The organism is Butyrivibrio sp. NATIVEDY162 (genome assembly GCF_045999815.1).
Lineage (GTDB): Bacteria > Bacillota > Clostridia > Lachnospirales > Lachnospiraceae > Butyrivibrio.
On the sequence record NZ_CP172573.1, the window covers coordinates 3,473,558 to 3,492,261 of the forward strand.

Below are 18,704 nucleotides of genomic sequence, written 5' to 3' on the forward strand. Positions count from 1 at the left end.
AACTTTATGAATTTAAAACTGGAAATACAAAAACAGAATTATGATGAAGCAGTAAAAAAATATGCTCAGGTTGAGGAAATCGCAAAGAAACTCCTGATGGATGAATTTGATAGAAGTAATATCAGGATAATGCAGCTTCCAAGCAGAATCAAGAGCTGGGAATCTATCGAGGAAAAATTCATGAAAAAGCCCGATAGATACTCAAAGGTCGAGGATTTAAGCGATATTTTGGGGCTTCGCGTAATCTGCTATTTTTTATATCAGGTAGATGAGGCAGCTGAAGCAGTAAAAAGGGTTTTTGACTGGGATATTGAGCACTCCGAGGATAAGAGACTAAGCCTTCCTCCTGAGGCATTTGGATACCTGTCACTTCATATTCAGTGCAGCCTTAGAAAGGATATGGGGTATCCCGAGGAACTTACCGGGCTTTCATTTGAGATTCAGCTTAGAACCATACTTCAGCATGCATGGGCAGAGATAGAGCACGATCTTGGTTACAAGACAGTTCTTGAAATTCCGAAAACTGTTCGCCGTGAATTCGCCCGTATAGCGGGACTTCTTGAGATAGCGGATGACACCTTTGATAAAATAAAGGATACCATCGGTGAATATGAGAGGGAAACTCTGCAGCGCATTCACGATGATACAGCAGATACAATGACTCTTGATATCCTGACTCTAAACGCATTTATGAAGCACAGCCTTGCAATGCAGACGCTTCTTGATGACATGGCAGAACTCACAGGAGGCAAGGTGCTTCAGGTAGGAGCAGAGGCCTATCTTCCTATGTGTATGGAATTTGGACTCGAGAATCTGGGTGATCTCCATGAACTTGTTAATGAGGAGAGAGATCACGTGCTTGAGCTTTTGAAGCATGCACTCCAATTTTCAGATTTGGAAGAGATAACATCAAACGCTGCGCTGTTCTATCTTTTCAGGTCCAAAATGATCTGGGGAGATTACTCAGGAAAAGAGATAAGGGATATTTACTTCAGATTTACTGAAGATCGCAAGAAGTCCGAGAGCATGGCCAGGATAATAATGGGGCTCAGAGAGGAATTTGATGAAAATGACAAAAAATGATTGGCCGATGACAAAAAATGGTTAGAACTATCGAGTACTTCATGATTAAATACCCCTTAACGTTTCGAAAAACGTGAGGAGGTATTTTATGAAAGACACAGTAAAAAACTGGGAGTTTCCAAGAACCAGGCTTGAATGGCTGTGGGATAACATGGAGGGCTACAGGGCAATCTATGTACTTGCAGTTATGGGAACCTTCATCTACAACATGATGCAGCTGACGGTTCCTTTTTTTTCGTCACAGATAGTAGATAAATTTCTGTCAGGACCGGAGGCCAGAGCGAATCTTAGTGCTCACTCCGATGAGTTCTACAGACTTCTGTTTATGATGATATTCTTCACTGTTTTGAGATGTATCATCGTCTATGTGGACTGCGTGGGATATGAAATGGTATCTCAGGGAGTCCTGTTCAGAGTCAGGAATTTCATTTATGACAAAATTCAGAGGCAGGACATGAAATTTTACAGCACCTACAGGACAGGCGATCTCATGACCAGAGTCACGGGAGATCTTGATGCTGTAAGACATATGATCGCCTGGGTTGTGAGAATGGTAGTGGAAGCCTTTTCACTCATTTTTGCAGTGGGCGTTTATTTCCTTTTCATGAACTGGAAGATGGCGCTGTGTCTTTTGGCAGTTGCTCCCATCATTTTCATAATAATAATGAGATTTAAGCTCCAGGTTGCACCTATGCATGCTCTTTTGAGGGAAAAGCTTGCCAAAATGAACACCATGGCGCAGGAGAACATCTCAGGAAACCGTGTGGTAAAAGCCTTTGCCAAGGAAGATCATGAGATTGAAATCTTTGATGAGTGCAACAGGGATTACAGAGATACAAATAAAAAGACAGCCATGATATGGCTCAAATACTTCCCTGTAATCGAGACCTTTGCAAACCTTCTTCCTGTCATTCTGCTTCTGATTGGAGGTCTTTTCCTTATGGCAGGTCAGATGACAATGGGTGAATATGTTGCATTTTCAGGACTTATATGGGCTATCGCGAATCCCATGAGACAGCTTGGAAACGTTATGAACGAGTTTCAGAGGTTTTCAGCTGCTTCAGTAAAGGTTATGGAAATCTACTATTCAGAGCCCGAGATCGTCGATAAAGAGTACACCGCTCTTATGAATAACAGGTTTGACGGAAAGGTGGAATTTAAGGATGTGAGCTTCCAGTATTCTGACGGGAAGCTCCCTGTCCTTAAGCATATTTCCTTTACAGCAGAACCCGGACAGACAATTGCGATCATGGGTGAAACAGGCTGTGGTAAAACATCACTTATTCACCTCATCCCCAGATTCTATGAGCCCACAGGGGGAAAGGTGCTTGTAGACGGAGTAGATGTGCAGGATATCGCCCTTCATCAGCTGAGAAGAAATATCGGTCTTGCAACGCAGGATGTTCTTTTGTATTCAGACACAATTGACGGCAATATCGCCTATGGAGATCAGTTCCTCAGTAAGGAAGATGTGGTCAAATATGCAAAGTATTCACAGGCCTCAGATTTCATAGCAAAGATGCCCGAAGGTTATGAAACAATAGTTGGTGAGAGAGGCGTAGGCTTATCAGGCGGACAAAAGCAGAGGATATCCCTTGCAAGGGCCCTTGCCGTAAGACCTTCGATTCTGATCCTTGATGATACGACCTCGGCAGTGGACCTTGAGACGGAGAAGGCTATTCAGGAGAGCCTCCATAATCTTGATTTTAATTGCACCAAGATAATAATCGCGCAGAGAATATCTACTACCAAGGACGCAGATCAGATACTGATAATGCAGCACGGCGAGATCACCGAGCGCGGAACACATGAGGAGCTTATTAAAAAGGGCGGATATTATGCAGAGCTTGTTAAGCTTCAGATGGGTGCATAAATTGCCTGATGACATATATTTCTATTGAAAATGAGGATATGAAAAATGGCCAGAAATACATATAAACAGGATGAATTATTGGAAGAGCCCTTTGACATTAAGCATTTACTAAGGGCTTCAGGATATATTAAAAAACATGTAGGAGCTATGGTGATAGCGCTTGTATTATCAGCTATCGCAGGAATCACTGCACTTGTGAACCCTGTAATCGTGCGCTCCGCTCTTGATGTGGCTATACCACAGTCTGACAGGAGGATGTTGTTTGAACTTGTGATTTTGTCGGTTGTACTGTACGGACTCAGCACTCTCTTTTCACTTATCAGATCCAAGATAATGGTAAATGTGAGCCAGGAGATTATCTATCAGATAAGAAAAGATCTGTTTGGACATCTTCAGCAGCTGCCCTTTCAGTACTATGATGACAGACCACACGGAAAGATACTTGTAAGGGTTGTCAACTACGTAAATTCGGTTTCGGATATGCTAAGTAACGGACTTATAAATATAGTACTTGAAATCCTTAACCTTATTTTTATCGTTATTTTCATGTTCCTTGTGGATGTACAGCTAAGCCTCGTGGTTTTGGCCGGTGTGCCGGTGCTTATGGTGTTCATGTTCTGGATAAAGAACAAGCAGAGAAGAGCATGGCAGATGGTGTCCAATAAAAATTCAAACCTCAATGCCTATCTTCAGGAGAATATAGTCGGTGCACGAATTACACAGATATTTGCAAGAGAGGATGAGAATGCAAAGATTTTCAGGGAGCTGTCAAATGACTGCAGAAAAACCTGGATGAAGGCAATTAACTACAGTACCCTTGTGTGGCCGGGAATCGACACTATTTCAGTTTTTGTAAGGGCAGCCATTTATTTCTTTGGGCTGGTGATATTTGCAAACGGGCATCAGAGCCTTGGAACAATCGTTGCTATATCAAGTTATGCTTCAAGATTCTGGCAGCCCATCATGAACCTTGGAAATATATTCAACGGCTTTATCAATAACGTTGCATATCTTGAGAGAATTTTTGAGACGATGGATGAGCCTGTAACTGTAACAGATGAGCCCGGTGCTGTAGATCTTAAGGAGGTTAAGGGAAAAGTCGAGTTTCAGAATGTATCCTTTTCTTATGAAAAGGGTAAGGAAGTTTTGCATGACGTGTCCTTTACCGTAGAGCCTGGAGAATCCATAGCACTTGTAGGACCTACGGGTGCAGGTAAGAGTACGATTGTGAGCCTTGTTTCAAGGTTCTACAACGTGGACAGTGGTAAAATTCTGATCGATGGTCAGGATATCTCCAAGGTGACTCTTAAGTCCCTGAGAGGGCAGATGGGAATAATGCTTCAGGATAGCTTTATCTTTTCAGGAACAATCGAAGATAATATCCGTTATGGCAAGCTTGATGCAACGGAGCAGGAGATCAAAGAGGTGTCCAAAACTGTCTGCGCTGATTCCTTTATCACAGGACTTAGTAACGGCTACGACACAGAAGTTAAGGAGAGAGGTGCTCTTTTGTCACAGGGACAAAAGCAGCTTATATCCTTTGCGAGAACGCTTATATCCGATCCCCGCATCATGGTGCTTGATGAGGCAACTTCAAGTATCGATGTACAGACAGAGAAAGATTTGCAACGCGGCCTGAACGCCATGCTCTCAGGAAGAACAAGCTTCATAATCGCTCACAGATTATCCACCATAACAGGCTGTGACAAGATCATGTACATAAGCGATGGGGGCATCACGGAATGCGGCACTCACGAAGAACTCATGAAGAAAAAAGGCGACTACTACCACCTCTACACCGCCCAGCTTGTGTCATAAATACAAAAAGCCTTCCCACATCCACACCCCTGCGAGCCCCATTTCGTCTGCTGGCGAGGTTATTAAAACATGGGGTGTTTGTATAAACATATGCCGCCCTGCAGAACTCGCTCTATGCCTGGAACCATTCGTTTCTCCGTTGCGGCGATTGTATGTGAGCGCTTGTTTTCTAATACCGGCAATGCCACTTTTGGCATGCGCAGAAAACTGTTTGAAGCATGCCTAAAAAAAGTGGCAGTCGGTATTTTAGAAAACCAAGCGAGCATAACGAGCAAGCAACGGAGGAACGATGGATTCCAAGGCATAGAACTCAGACATGCTTTGGGCGGCATATATACAAACACCCCATGTTTTAATAGCTTCGCCAGCAGACGAAATGGGGCTTGCAGGGGATTTGGATGTGGGAAGGCTTTAGCTATATACTTTTGGGCTGGGCGGTAAGGTTTAATATGTAAGAGAATGCCTTGGCCATTCGGATATCGGGGTCCTTAAAATGATTGCCGGGATTCCATTCCAGAGTGCAGGATTTTTTCTGGGTTTGTAATAGGGTATTCATAGCGCGGATTCTGTCGCCAACGGTTGCCATGACAGGATTTCGCGCTTTTTCTTCTTTATCTCCAAGGCTTAAGTAGATGAGATCTGTTTTGATATCATTGTTTGTCATATATTCATAAAAGCCGGGGAACCATGCGGAGGGAGATGCTGCAGCAACTCCGCTAAACACATCTGTCTGGTAGACTGCCCAGAGGGCGAACAGACCTGCCAGAGAGTAGCCACCGATATAGTAGGTTTTACTCTTATCAGAAGTATATTTTAAGACTTCTTCAAGAGTCCTTGCTGCGCCGTCTCCAAAGTCATCCTTCCCAAAGACAGCGGGTGCCCTCCAGGGTGAGAGGTCCTTGTTCCAGTCGGGTATTTTTATTGCTATCATCTGAAAATCAGTAGCAGTATTTTCGTTGATATATGCAATTTCATTTTCAATCATGTCAAGGTCGTGCTCATCTACAAGCTGTATAAGTACTGCAGATGAGTCAGGATTTCCGTATTTAAACACGTTCATTTTTTTCTCCCCACATTTTATTAAAAAAATCATTTTTATAATTATAACAAAAAATAATTGAAGACATTTTTGTGATACACTCGTTTTAAGTAATGAGAGATGAAAATTACCGAATATAAGAGGTAATTCAGAAGGGAGGTGGAAAGAATAGATACCAGGGAAAACTTAATACGCTGGATGAGTGAGTACAAGAATCTTATTTTTTCCATTTGCCTGAGAATGACCGGCGACTATTTTACCGCGGAAGATATTGCGCAGGAGACCTTCCTCTCAGCATATATGCACATGGATCAGTTTGATGGAAAAAATGAAAAAGCCTGGCTTTGCAGAATAGCTGCAAATAAATGTACGGACTATCTAAGGAGTGCTGCTTCAAAAGCGGTTCCAACCGCGGAGGATGAGATGCCATCGGCAAATGAAAATGCCTATGTGGCAAGTAAAACAGCCAGCAACAATCCGGCGGATATTTATGAAACAGAAGATGTGATAATGACCTTTACAAGGTGTTGCAATGAGCTTCCGGAAGCTTACAGTGATATAGCGCTGCAGCATTTTATAAGGGGACGGACAGCAAAAGAGATTGCGGAAGAAAAAGGTGACAATCTTAAAACGATACAGACAAGGATTTTCAGAGCTAAGGAGATGCTGAAAAAGACTTGTAGAAAGGAGTGGCTTGAAGCATGAATGACGATTTTAAATACTTAAGCGATGAAGAACTAAATAAGCTGATAGAGTCGACTGAGGAGTCAGGACTGCTTGAAGCACCTATAAGTTTTGAGGCAGAGGTCTTAAAAAGACTTGCGAAAAGCACCCGGGAAAACATTATCAGCAGGGAAGAATATAGGACAGAAAACTCAGATAATGATTTTGAGAACCGGACGATTTCATTTGAGGATAAAAAGAAGGAGTTTTCAAAGTTCAGATTTCAGGTGTGCATGGCCATGGCTGCTGCGATTCTGGTTTTGATAATAGCTCCGTTCCTGTCAGCAAACGAAGGCTTAAACGCCATAAGAAAGAAGGCGCTTGCCGGGCAGGACAATATGAGGCAGCAGACAAACTACGTCTCTGATTTTTTTGGAAATCATGTGATGAGTGAGTCAATGGGGAATGTTAATTTAGGAATAGGAACCGTGAATGGTTCTTTGGATAAGGAGAATTGAAATGAAAGTACAGAAAAGAGGATTTTTTAATTTTGTGTTTGCATTTATGCCGGGAGCATCAGAGATGTACATGGGATTTATGAAAATGGGAATCAGTCTGATGGCTTGTTTTATGGGAGCGATAGGAATTATAGGCTTTTTGGGACTTAGTGACTTGTTTATGCTTATTCCTGTTGTATTGTGGTTTTACAGCTTTTTTCATGCGAGAAATATAGCCACCTGCAGACCGGAGATATTTGCAGGCTTACAGGATGATTATTTTTGGAATGAGATAATTGATGGCAAAAAGATAATTATCAAATCTGAATCAGCAAGGAAAATCGGTGCCTGGGCGCTGATCATTGCCGGAGTATCAATAATCTGGAACATGGTCATACGCAATGTTATGGATGGGCTTACTGCTCTTGCAGAAATTACAGGTATGAATTATATGTACGATACTGTTGCAGATTTTATTTATTCTCTGCCAAGACTTCTCGTAGCGGTTATAATAATAATAGTAGGTGTTAAACTTATTCGTGGGAAAAAGAAGACACTTTATATTGAAGAGCAAAATCCAGGCTATATGACCACAGCTCCAAGCACACAGAGCACTGCAAACACTGTAGCAGCAAGTACGCCGGCACCTTTTAAAGCTGCTGATAATACGCGCGAGGAGGGTGAGAAAAATGCCTGATACAGTTTTGGATTATAAAAATACTGAATCCCTTCAGGTGCGCACACACCGCGTAGGAACAATAACGACGGGACTCTGCTTTATAGGCTACGGTGCTGCTTTTCTCCTTCATACTACATTAGGCCTTTTTACCTACGAATCGATTCTTGCGGCATGGCCACTTATTCTTATAGCTTTGGGAGTTGAAGTCCTGCTTGCAAGCTCTCTGAAAAAGAACTTTGTCTATGACAAGGCGGGAGCATTCATGATGATCATAATGGGATTTTTCTCAATGAGCATGGCTATCGCCGAGATATGCATAAAGCATGCGGAAATGTTTAGGTGATATCTTATTTACGAGGAATGGAAAATGAATGTTTTTGATATAATCGGGCCTGTAATGATAGGACCTTCAAGCTCTCACACAGCAGGAGCAGTGAGACTTGGCCGTGTCGTCAATAAACTGATGGATGGAGAGATGCCAAAGAAAGTGGAGATAACTCTTTCAGGATCCTTCGCTCAGACCTATAAGGGACATGGAACTGACAGGGCTCTGCTGGCAGGAATTATGGGGTATCACAGCTATTCACCTGAAATAAGGGATGCGCTGGAAATTGCCCATAGCAGAGGCATTGAATATGTTTTCCGAAAAGAGAACATAAAGGACGCTCATCCAAATACCGCCCTGATAAAGTACGAGCTTGCAGATGGCACTGAAGGTATCATGCAAGGCGCAAGTGTTGGTGGCGGAAATATTCTGGTCAACAGGATAAATGGAATGAATGTGGAATTCAACGGGGACAACAACACCCTATTGGTTATGCATGATGATAAGCCCGGTGTTATTGCAAGTGTTACAAATGTAATGCACTTTAAATATGCGGAACTAAACATTTCCAATTTCCATCTCTCGAGAGAGGCTAAGGGCGGGAAGGCGATCATGACTATAGAAATCGATTCACTTCCGCCAGATTCCCTGATAGAGGACATCAGAGAACAGGAAAATGTAACCAACGCCCTTTTGATAAGAAGGCTGTAGTGATATTGGAAAATGATGCAAGGAGGTCGTAGCAGAAATATAATTGGAACATAGATCTGCTACGAATGATATATATGCTAAAGTACGAATCAATTGAAGAACTGGTGCAGGCAGCAGAGTCTGAAGGAAAGAAGATAAGCGAAATTGTCCTTAGGGATCATGCTCAAAGCATGGAAAAAAACGAGCTTGAATTGTATGAAAAAATGGAGATGGATTTTCATATAATGTGCGACAGCGTCAGGGAAGGACAAAAAAAGGATCAGAAGTCAATGTCCGGCCTGACAGGCGGTGAGGGCTACAAAATGAAGGAGTACGCTGATAAAGGGCAAAGCCTTACTGGTTCTTTTATTTCAAATGCCATATCCAGAGCCCTTGCTGTTGCGGGCTGTAACGCATCCATGGGAAAAATAGTTGCTGCTCCCACAGCCGGAAGCTGTGGAATTCTTCCGGGGTGTCTGGTGTCGCTATATGAAGACAAGGGTTTTGATGAAAAAGACATAATCATGTCAATGTTCACGGCAGGAGCTTTTGGACTTGTTATTGCAAAGAAAGCAAGTATTGCAGGGGCACAGGGCGGATGTCAGGCAGAATGCGGAAGTGCTGCCGGTATGGCAACAGCTGCCCTTGTAGAGGTTATGGGCGGCACACCTTCAATGTGTGCAGATGCATGCGCCATGGCCCTTATCAGCCAGATGGGACTTGTGTGTGATCCTGTTGCCGGTCTTGTTGAAATTCCATGCATCAAGCGCAATGCATCAGGACTGATGATTGCTTTTTCCAGCGCAGACATGGCACTTGCAGGTATAGAATCCAAGATTCCTGTGGATGAGTGCATCGATGCCATGAAGGAGGTAGGGGATGTCCTTCCCAATACCTTAAAGGAAACCGCCGGGGGAGGTCTTGCCACCACACCTACCGGACTTAAGCTTAAGAACCGGGTATTTGGAAAGTAATACTACGGTTTGGTGTTTTTTACGGATCTTTTAGCTTATATTTTTTGAATCAGGGCTAATAATAAATAGAGATATTTAAAAATTCATTTCTTGATGATATTTTTTGATTTATACAGGAGACAAATAACTTGAAGACAGTTTTTATAACCGGTGCAACCTCCGGAATCGGTAGGGAGTTTGCAAAATTCTTCGCATCAAAAGGTTGCAGACTGATACTTACAGGAAGGCGTACGGACCGCCTTGTTTCAATACGCGAAAAAGCAGGTGAAAACTGCAGGATCATAACTGCAGATTTATCTGATGAAAAGGGCTGCAGACAGCTTCTTAAAGATATTGACAATGAAGATATTGATATTTTCATAAACAATGCCGGATTCGGGACGGCGGGAACATTTCTTGAAACTGATCTTGATAAGGAAGTCTCCATGATCCGCGTCAACGATATTGCGATGCATATTCTTTTTAAAGGCGTTATTATGAAAATGCAGAAAAAGGGGAAGGGGACTATCCTGAATGTGGCTTCATCCGCAGGACTCTTGCCTGCCGGACCATACATGGCGACCTATTATGCATCAAAAGCCTATGTGGTTTCCCTCACAAAAGCGGTAGCTCAGGAGCTAAAGGAAAAGGGCAGTAGCATTTATGTCTGCTGCTTATGCCCGGGACCTGTGGACACTGAATTCAACAGCAAGTCAGATGTAGTATTTGCATTAAAGGGCATCGCACCTAAAACCTGTGTCATTGAGTGTCTTGCAGGAATGAAAAAGAGAAAAGTGGTAATTGTTCCTACTCTCAGGATGAAGCTTGCTGTCACTTTTCAGCATCTTCTTCCAGAAAGTATGTTGATCCGCCTTGTGGGACATCAGCAAAAGAAAAAGATTCCGTGACTGATGTTGCAAATGAGATTTATGATAGTCAGCAGCTTTTGATATTATCGGGCTGCTGATTTTTTCTGAAAACGTTTATTCATACATTTTTTCATCTGCAAGGTGCAGGATTTCATTATAATCACGTGTATCATCGGAAGTTTTATTTTCATATCCTAATGCGATGGCAACAGGATCCGCCGGGTTTTCTTCGTTGTGAAGTTTTACCCTGCTTTCCATTTTTGTGACAAGCTTTTTTGTTATGGAGCTGCTTTCTTTTTCTTTTATTATTACGCAGAATTCATCGCCTCCGATGCGATAGCATACTCCGCTTTGCCCGAATACTTCATTTATGATATTTGCGGCGTTTGTAATATAACTGTCACCTGCCTGATGTCCTTTAGTGTCATTTACTCTCTTTAAATCATTAAGATCTATTGAAATGATGCTATACTCTTCCATATTTCTGAGTTCTTCCACATCATGATTGAAGGGCGTTCTGTTTGAAAGCCCGGTCATGGAATCAGTATTTGCAAGCTTTCTGTAGTATTCAGCCATTCTTCCGTTTTCAATTTCCTTTAGTGATTCTATGATGTTTCTGTATGCGAGAACAACTATGTAAAGTAATAGCAGTATGCGTCCTAACAAATCGTTTTGGGTTCGGGCTTTTGTCCAGTAATGAATGATTTCAACACCTACAACCGCAACTATGATGAGCATGGCTCCTGCGTTAAAAATAGCCTGCTGTTCTTTACTTTCGTTTGCAAGGGGCAGACGGACTGTCGGAAGATTAGTCTGCGTTTTAGGTGATTCCGAGGACGATATGTTTTTCCTGACCCTTGCTTTTTTTATTGTATTTGCAGCTGCTGCTATAACGTAGATAATACCTGTTGCCCAGGTTGCGTGAGTAAATATTACGGACTGTTTTAGATCCATAATACCTGTGATAGCAAGCCCGGTTACAAGCAGAAAATCAAACAGGCAAAGGCAGATGGGAATTCTGTATATGCTTTTATCATCTGCCCACAATGTATCATGGATGTACAACACATAGGGAACCGGGATAAATATCAGGATCAAAAATGCAATGACTCCTGCTAGTGTACGGTTATTCAAAATGACAATCATGGCATCGGTTTCGCCCATAGACCAAAAACCTATCATTATGGCAGTAAGCCCAAGAAAAAGTGTTCTGGAATTAGAGGGATCGATATGTCTTGTTATCAGGAAAAACACAACCATTCCGATTCCAAACAGAACATCAAGAATGGATACCAGAAGAGCAGGTGTGGAGCGGATAACAAGATTTGATCTGAGATTATAATAGTCTCCTGCCATGAAAGCGGGAACAGATAATGATGTATCACCATAGACCGGAGATAGTTTAACAATAATGGGATGATTTTCATTGGCCACGTTGATAAAGTGCCAGATATTTCCATTTGAGCGCATAAATAAAGAGTAAGACCCGAGACTTTCATAGATGAGCTCTTCATTGGAATAAACACGGGTATCCGTGAAAGTTGTGGAAAATGAAAGGCATCCACCGGCATTTATGATTTCAGAAGAATCTAAAGTGACAGAGTAAGCATTATCAGAATCTGCTTGCTCATTAAGCGAAGTGATGGCTATCCCTGTGTTGTTTAAATAGGGCCATTTGGGTGTTTTGCCAACACTAATGAAAGCATACACTGCAACTATGAGGCATGCTATCACAAAAAATAAGCAATATATTTTAAAGATAAGTTTATCCATTATTCCTCATTTCACAAGAAAGCAATAACAAGCTGGATGCGGTTGGATCTTCAGTTATACCATTATTCTATCAATGAATTCTTAAGCCCCGATAAAAGGAAGATAAATAATGTATTATTTAGGGGGATTTCATACTAAGTAAATAAATTGCTAAATTGGATGAAGGAATTACGTAAAAACGGTAGCAATTAGTCGGGATATGACATGCGGTTCATCCAAATAAGGAGAATTGAAAGAAAAAGATGAAAGAAATACGCAATAGTGCTAACAATTTATCGGGATATGACATGCAGTTCATCCAAATAAGGAAAAATGAAAGAAAAGGATGAAGGAAATACGCAATAGTGCTAACAATTTATCGGGATATGACATGCAGTTCATCTTAAAAAGGAAAAATGAAAGAAAAAGATGAAAGGAATATGCAATAGTGCTAACAATTTATCGGGATATGAAATGTAGTTCATCTCAAAAAGGAAAAATGAAAGAAAAAGATGAAAGGAATACGTAATAGTGCTAACTATTAATCGGGATATGACATGCGGTTCATCCAAATAAGGAAAAATGAAAGAAAAAGGTGAAAGGAATACGCAATAGTGTTAACAAATTATCGGGATATGGCATGCAGTTCATCCAAAAAAGGAAAAATGAAAGAAAAGGACGAAAGGAATACGTAATAGCGGCAATAAATTATCAGGATATGATATGCGATTCATCCAAATAAGGAAAAATGAAAGAAAAGGATGAAAGGAATACGCAATAGTGCTAATAATTTATCGGGATATGACATGCGGTTCATCTAAATAAGGAAAAATGAAAGAAAAGGATGAAAGGAATACGAAATAGTGCTAACAAATTATCGTGATATGACATACAGTTCATCCAAAAAAGGAAAAATGAAAGAAAAAGATGAAAGAAATCGCAATAGTGCTAATAATTTATCGTGATATGACATGCAGTTCATCCAAATAAGGAAAATTGAAAGAAAAAGATGAAAGAAATACGAAATAGTGCTAACAATTTATCGGGATATGACATGCAGTTCATCTTAAAAAGGAAAAATGAAAGAAAAGGATGAAAAGAATACGCAAAAGCGGCAATAATTTATCAGGATATGATATGCAATTCATCCATATAAAGAAATATTTCAAATTTGTATGAAAGCATAATGCATTAATGATAAAATATTACCCAAATAATGTTTATTATTCATCCATATTATTAAAACTGTAAATAGTAGATGAACTACAACAAAATAATGAGTGAGCAACAGCAAAATAATAGATGAACAGTAAAATAATAGATGAACAGCAAAATAATAGATGAACAACATAATGATGGATTAATCACAATGAAATACAACAAAATGAAGATTATTAAGAAGATAGTAGTGTTTTTAATTTAAATGTGATACAATTTAATTTGGTATAAGCTATATCAAAGATATACTTCAATACAAGGATAATTTAGAGAGGAATAGCATGAAAACACTGTATATAGAAACCAAGATGGGTGTTGCGGGAGATATGCTCTCTGCGGCACTTTTGGAATTGTGTGATGATAAAGTCGAGATATTAAACAAGATTTCAGGAATTGGTATTCCGGGAGTATCCTTTAATCTGGAAAAAAGTGAAAAATGTGGTATTGTAGGCAGCCACATGAATGTAATTGTAAATGGTGAGGAAGAAGCAAGTGCAGATGTGGCTTATGACTGTGTTAGCAGTTTCGAACATGACCACGATTCCTATGACCACGATCACGAGCATAGCCACGACCACAATCACGAGCATAGCCACGACCATGATTCCAACGACCACAATCATGAGCATAGTCGCGACCATGATTCCAACGACCACGATCACGAACATAGTCATGACCATGATTCCAACGACCACGATCACGAGCATAGTCATGACCATGATTCCAACGACCTCAATCATGAGCATAGTCACGACCATGATTCCAACGACCACGATCACGAGCATAGTCATGACCATGATTCCAACGACCATGATCACGAACATAGTCACAACCATGATTCTCACGACCATGACCATGAACACTATCATGACAATGAACATGATCACAATCACAACCACGATCATGATCATGAACACCACAATCATGACCATCATCATCACCATCACCACAGAGGTATGAAGGAAATAGAGCATATAGTGGAGGCATTGAATCTGGATGAGGCAGTTAAAGCTGACATTTTGAATGTATATAGATTGATTGCCGATGCTGAGAGCAAAGTTCATGGCAGAGATGTAGCAGAGATTCATTTTCATGAAGTGGGTACACTTGATGCAATTGCAGATATAGCTGCGGCATGTCTCCTAATGCATGAGCTTGCGCCGGAAAAAGTGGTTGTATCACCCATTCACGTAGGAAGCGGGCAGGTCAGATGCGCACATGGAATACTTCCGGTTCCTGCACCTGCTACAGCGCTGCTTTTAAGGGGAATACCTTTCTACAGCGGCGATGTCAGGGGAGAGCTTTGCACACCTACAGGTGCTGCTCTTATCAGGTATTTTGCGACAGAATATGGTGCGCAGCCCGTTATGAGCGTAAGTAAAATAGGCTATGGTATGGGAAAGAAGGACTTCCCTCAGGCAAATTGTGTGAGAGTATTTGTAGGAGAAACGGTTGATGGAGCCACAACACCGGAAATTCCGGCAGACGCTCTAGCAAAAACGTCAGCAGCCGCAGCATCAGATACTCCGACAGACGCTCTAGCAAAAACGTCAGCAGCCGCAGCATCAGATACTCCGGCAGACGCTCTAGCAAAAACGTCAGCAGCCGCAGCATCAGATACTCCGGCAGACGCTCCAACAAAAGCGTCAGCAGCCGCAGCATCAGATACTCCGGAAGATGCTGCAACAAAAACGTCAGCAGCCACATCACCGGATACTCTGGCAGATGCTCCAACAAAAACGTCAGCAGCCACAGCATCAGAAATTCCGGCAGATGCTCCAACAAATATGTCAACAACACAAACAGCTACACCAACAGACACCATTACCGAGCTGGTATGCAATCTCGATGATATGACACCCGAAGCGATAGGGTTTGCAATGGAGAGACTTATGGAGGATGGAGCGCTTGACGTTTTCACCACAGCCATAGGAATGAAGAAAAACCGTCCGGGCACAATGCTTACAGTATTATGCAAGGAGAATAAAAAGGAAGAACTGGTCAGAAAAATATTCAGGTATACAACAACAATCGGTATCAGAGAGAACATCTGTAAGAGATACATACTTAACCGCGAGGAAAAAACAATAAGTACTTCTGATGGAGAGATACGAGTAAAGGAAGTCAGTGGGTATGGGGTTAAGCGTGAAAAAAAGGAATATGAAGATATCGCAGCTATAGCCCGCAAAAAGGGGACAGCGCTTAACTGATTTTCGGTTAAGGATTTGTAACTGATAAGTAAGTAACATATTTTAGGGGCTCTCCGCATAAAATGTGGGTGCCCTTTTTACTTATATAGTGGTATTTGACGATTCAGTTTGCTATAATTTTACCCTGAGTGAATGCTTATAAATACTTGTGGCACACTCGGATTAAACAGAAAGACGAGGATATTTTATGAAGGCAAAATTTTCATCATATCTCGAGAGCCTCGCACCGAGCCTTAAAAAGCTCATTGAGATACTCTCCGGGAGTTATGATTATGTAAGTATACTCGCCAGTGATTCCAAGGGATTTGGGATTCAGGCATCACAAAAGAGTAAGACAATTACCGGCGAAAACATGACAACAGAGAGAGGATGCGTTGTCAGAGTTTATAAGGGCGGTCTTTACAGCGAGTATTCTTTCAATAAACCTGACAACGATATCGATGCAATGGCTGCAAAGCTTAGGACAATCCTTGATGACCAGCTCGCAATAATAGAGAGGACTTCCACAGAGATATTTGATACAAAGAAGCTTGATGATGAGCCTTATGAGCTTTTCACAGAGATGGAAACAGACATTATGCCTGAGGATGTAGATCTTGGCGCTCTTATGGAGAAGCTTCAGAGCTACAGTGACAAGGCTGCTTCCATGAAGGACTTTATCATTGATGCTCCCGCATCAGCCAAGTCAACTCATGTCTGCAAGATGTTCCTTACGAAAAACAGAGACATGCGACAGAGCTATGTCTATACAGAGGGTACAATTCTGGCTATCGGTGCTAAAAACGGCAGAAACACCATGACTATCGAGGGAGTTTCCGGACGCACCGGTGTGGGCATTCTTGACGGCCTTGAGGCTAAGGTTGAGGTTGCGGTAAATGCCGTTGGAGATATGCTTGATGCTTCTCCTGTTGTTCCGGGGGAATATGAGATCATTACAAGCCCTGAGGTTACCGGACTTATCGCTCATGAAGCTTTCGGACACGGCGTTGAGATGGATATGTTTGTGAAAAAAAGAGCGCTTGGGGCAGAATACATCGACAAACGTGTGGGCTCTGACCTTGTGTCAATGCATGAAGGAGCCAACTGTGTTGTGGATGTTGCAAGCTATGCTTTTGACGACGAGGGCACACTTGCAGGTGATGTGACAGAGATAGATCATGGAATCCTTAAGACAGGAGTCTGCGATGCACTTGCAGCCCTTCGACTTGGTACAAAACCTACAGGTAACGGCAAACGTGAGAACTTCGAGCACAAGGTTTACACCAGAATGACCAACACAATGTTTGATAGCGGAAGTGACTCCAAGGAAGATATGATCGCCTCAGTTAAGAAGGGATACTACCTGGAGGGAATGTTCTCAGGTATGGAAGATCCCAAGCACTGGGGAATACAGTGCATAGTTGCAAGGGGACGCGAGATCATTGATGGCAAATTTACGGGAAAAGTGGTAGCACCTGTGGTAATGACAGGCTATGTACCGGATCTTCTCGGCTCAATATCCATGGTTAGTACAGACCGTGAGTCCTTTGGTAACGGCGGATGCGGCAAAGGCCATAAAGAATGGGTCAAGGTTTCGGATGGCGGTCCATATCTTAAGGCTGTTGCAAGACTTGGATAAGAATTTAGGACGATGAAAAATATTCCGTCGTAACTATTTGCCAAAATTAAGGAAGGACACAGATAATGACTGACAAAATATTAGAAATACTCAAGGCGTCCTCAGCTGATGGCTTTGAGATTACAGATACGACAACTCTTGCATACGAATTCTATTTTATCGGGCACAGGCTTGATCAGAACAGAGTTCGCGATGTTGAACACATAAATGTAAAGGTGTTCAAAAAGCTTGACGATGGTAAGATGCTTGGCAGCGCTTCAGGTGAGATTTATCCTACTCTCTCGGAGGAAGAGATAAAGGAAGAGATAAACAAACTGATAGAAAGGGCCGAAAACGTCAAGAATCCTTTCTATGAGCTCAATAAGCCTGAGGTTTATGAAACATCAAAGGCACAGGTTGTAGATGTATCTAAGATAGCGGTGAACTTTGTAGAGGCTATGAAAGCGGTTCCTGAGACCGACACAGAGTACATCAATTCATATGAGATTTTTGCTGAAAAGAATAAGAGACGTTTTATTAATTCAGAGGGAATAGACATCACCTTCGAATACCCCTCATCTATGGTAGAGGTGGTTGTTAACGCCAGAGACGGTGAGCATGAGATTGAGCTCTACCGCATGTATAAGGCAGGAAGCTGTGACGCTGAAAATCTCAAGAAGGATATCGCAGAGGTTTTAAGATATGGAAAGGACAAGCTTATAGCTAAGCCTACTCCGAAGCTTGGAAAGGCAGCAGTTGTATTTCCTACAAGCGATGCGGTAAATATTTACAGTTGGTTTGCTGAAAAATGCAATGCCGGATTTATATACAGCAAGTATTCTGACTGGGAAATAGGAAAAGACATCGCACCTAAGGCTAAGGGCGATAAGGTTACACTTTCTGCAGTTAAGTACCTTCCCAACTCATCCAAAAATTTCGATGTTGATGAGGAAGGCGCTGTAATTAGAGATATGATCGTGCTTGATAAAAATGTACCTGAGACCTTCTTTGGTGGCAGAAGATTCAGATATTATCTCGATATTAAGGATTCATATCTTGCCTGCAATTTTGATGTATCAGGCGGAACAAAAACCGCAGAGGAGATACGAAGCGGTAAGTATCTCGAAATAGTTGAATTTTCTGATTTTGCGGTTGATTCAATTTCAGGAGATATAGCCGGAGAGATAAGACTGGGATATTATCATGACGGCGAAAAGGTCACACCTGTAAGCGGAGGGTCTATATCAGGCTGCATGGTAGATTTTGTGAATGATATGTATATGTCAAAAGAAAAGCGTCAGTACGACAATTTCAATATTCCGGCACTAACAAGACTTGAAAATGTAAGTGTTACCGGTGTGAGCGAATAAAAAAATTTTTGCACAATAGCTTTGGGGATGTTAAGATAAGATTAAATAATTTTGTAGGGGTGTTTAAG

The 18,704-nt window shown here is 41.7% G+C and carries 15 protein-coding genes; 13 read left to right on the plus strand and 2 right to left on the minus strand.

Translation table 11 applies throughout. The annotated features are described in order from the left end of the window. Window positions 1–6 precede the first annotated feature (6 nt). The 3 genes from ACHCNF_RS15085 (at window position 7) to ACHCNF_RS15095 (ending at window position 4,774) form a co-directional block, all read left to right on the plus strand. Entirely contained in the window at window positions 7–1,083 is a 1,077-nt protein-coding gene (locus tag ACHCNF_RS15085) for a GTP pyrophosphokinase (protein WP_408070564.1), read from the plus strand. An 88-nt stretch (window positions 1,084–1,171) separates the two neighbouring features. Continuing rightward, window positions 1,172–2,956, plus strand: a complete 1,785-nt coding sequence (locus ACHCNF_RS15090; RefSeq protein ID WP_408070565.1) for an ABC transporter ATP-binding protein — start codon at window positions 1,172–1,174, stop codon at window positions 2,954–2,956. Window positions 2,957–3,001: 45 nt separating this feature from the next. Then, the gene (locus ACHCNF_RS15095) at window positions 3,002–4,774 is read left to right on the plus strand and encodes an ABC transporter ATP-binding protein (protein WP_408070566.1); all 1,773 of its coding nucleotides are present in this window, start codon (window positions 3,002–3,004) and stop codon (window positions 4,772–4,774) included. Window positions 4,775–5,189: 415 nt separating this feature from the next. Here ACHCNF_RS15095 and ACHCNF_RS15100 read toward each other — a convergent pair whose 3' ends face one another. After that, entirely contained in the window at window positions 5,190–5,834 is a 645-nt protein-coding gene (locus ACHCNF_RS15100) for an alpha/beta hydrolase (protein ID WP_408070567.1), read from the minus strand. Between the two features lie 138 nt (window positions 5,835–5,972). On the opposite strand from ACHCNF_RS15100, the gene ACHCNF_RS15105 reads away from it, so the two are divergent. The 7 genes from ACHCNF_RS15105 to ACHCNF_RS15135 all read left to right on the plus strand — a co-directional run bounded on the left by ACHCNF_RS15105 (window position 5,973) and on the right by ACHCNF_RS15135 (window position 10,528). Beyond that, the gene (locus tag ACHCNF_RS15105) at window positions 5,973–6,518 is read left to right on the plus strand and encodes an RNA polymerase sigma factor (RefSeq protein WP_408070568.1); all 546 of its coding nucleotides are present in this window, start codon (window positions 5,973–5,975) and stop codon (window positions 6,516–6,518) included. After that, window positions 6,515–6,994, plus strand: coding sequence for a hypothetical protein (locus ACHCNF_RS15110; protein ID WP_408070569.1), 480 nt, complete (start codon window positions 6,515–6,517; stop codon window positions 6,992–6,994). The genes ACHCNF_RS15105 and ACHCNF_RS15110 overlap by 4 nt, the downstream gene beginning before the upstream one ends. Window position 6,995: 1 nt before the next feature. Then, entirely contained in the window at window positions 6,996–7,670 is a 675-nt protein-coding gene (locus ACHCNF_RS15115; protein ID WP_408070570.1) for a hypothetical protein, read from the plus strand. Then, complete coding sequence (locus ACHCNF_RS15120; protein ID WP_408070571.1) at window positions 7,663–7,995, plus strand: LiaI-LiaF-like domain-containing protein; 333 nt, start codon at window positions 7,663–7,665, stop codon at window positions 7,993–7,995. Before ACHCNF_RS15115 ends, ACHCNF_RS15120 begins: the two co-directional genes overlap by 8 nt. 24 nt (window positions 7,996–8,019) lie before the next feature. Next, window positions 8,020–8,688: an L-serine ammonia-lyase, iron-sulfur-dependent subunit beta gene (sdaAB, locus tag ACHCNF_RS15125; protein ID WP_408070572.1), complete on the plus strand. Its 669-nt coding sequence runs from the start codon at window positions 8,020–8,022 to the stop codon at window positions 8,686–8,688. Window positions 8,689–8,762: 74 nt separating this feature from the next. Next, window positions 8,763–9,641, plus strand: coding sequence for an L-serine ammonia-lyase, iron-sulfur-dependent, subunit alpha (sdaAA, locus tag ACHCNF_RS15130; RefSeq protein WP_408070573.1), 879 nt, complete (start codon window positions 8,763–8,765; stop codon window positions 9,639–9,641). A gap of 128 nt (window positions 9,642–9,769) precedes the next feature. Continuing rightward, entirely contained in the window at window positions 9,770–10,528 is a 759-nt protein-coding gene (locus ACHCNF_RS15135) for an SDR family NAD(P)-dependent oxidoreductase (RefSeq protein ID WP_408070574.1), read from the plus strand. 75 nt (window positions 10,529–10,603) lie between these two features. Here the strand turns inward: ACHCNF_RS15135 and ACHCNF_RS15140 are convergent, their stop codons facing one another. Next, entirely contained in the window at window positions 10,604–12,262 is a 1,659-nt protein-coding gene (locus tag ACHCNF_RS15140) for a GGDEF domain-containing protein (protein WP_408070575.1), read from the minus strand. Between the two features lie 1,478 nt (window positions 12,263–13,740). On the opposite strand from ACHCNF_RS15140, the gene ACHCNF_RS15145 reads away from it, so the two are divergent. The 3 genes from ACHCNF_RS15145 (at window position 13,741) to ACHCNF_RS15155 (ending at window position 18,636) form a co-directional block, all read left to right on the plus strand. Continuing rightward, a complete protein-coding gene (locus tag ACHCNF_RS15145) occupies window positions 13,741–15,669 on the plus strand; it encodes a nickel pincer cofactor biosynthesis protein LarC (protein WP_408070576.1) in 1,929 nt (642 codons plus the stop codon). A gap of 187 nt (window positions 15,670–15,856) precedes the next feature. After that, the gene (locus ACHCNF_RS15150) at window positions 15,857–17,287 is read left to right on the plus strand and encodes a TldD/PmbA family protein (protein ID WP_408070577.1); all 1,431 of its coding nucleotides are present in this window, start codon (window positions 15,857–15,859) and stop codon (window positions 17,285–17,287) included. Window positions 17,288–17,352: 65 nt separating this feature from the next. After that, window positions 17,353–18,636 (plus strand): metallopeptidase TldD-related protein, encoded by a 1,284-nt coding sequence (locus tag ACHCNF_RS15155; RefSeq protein ID WP_408070578.1) that lies wholly within the window; start codon window positions 17,353–17,355, stop codon window positions 18,634–18,636. Window positions 18,637–18,704 lie beyond the last annotated feature (68 nt).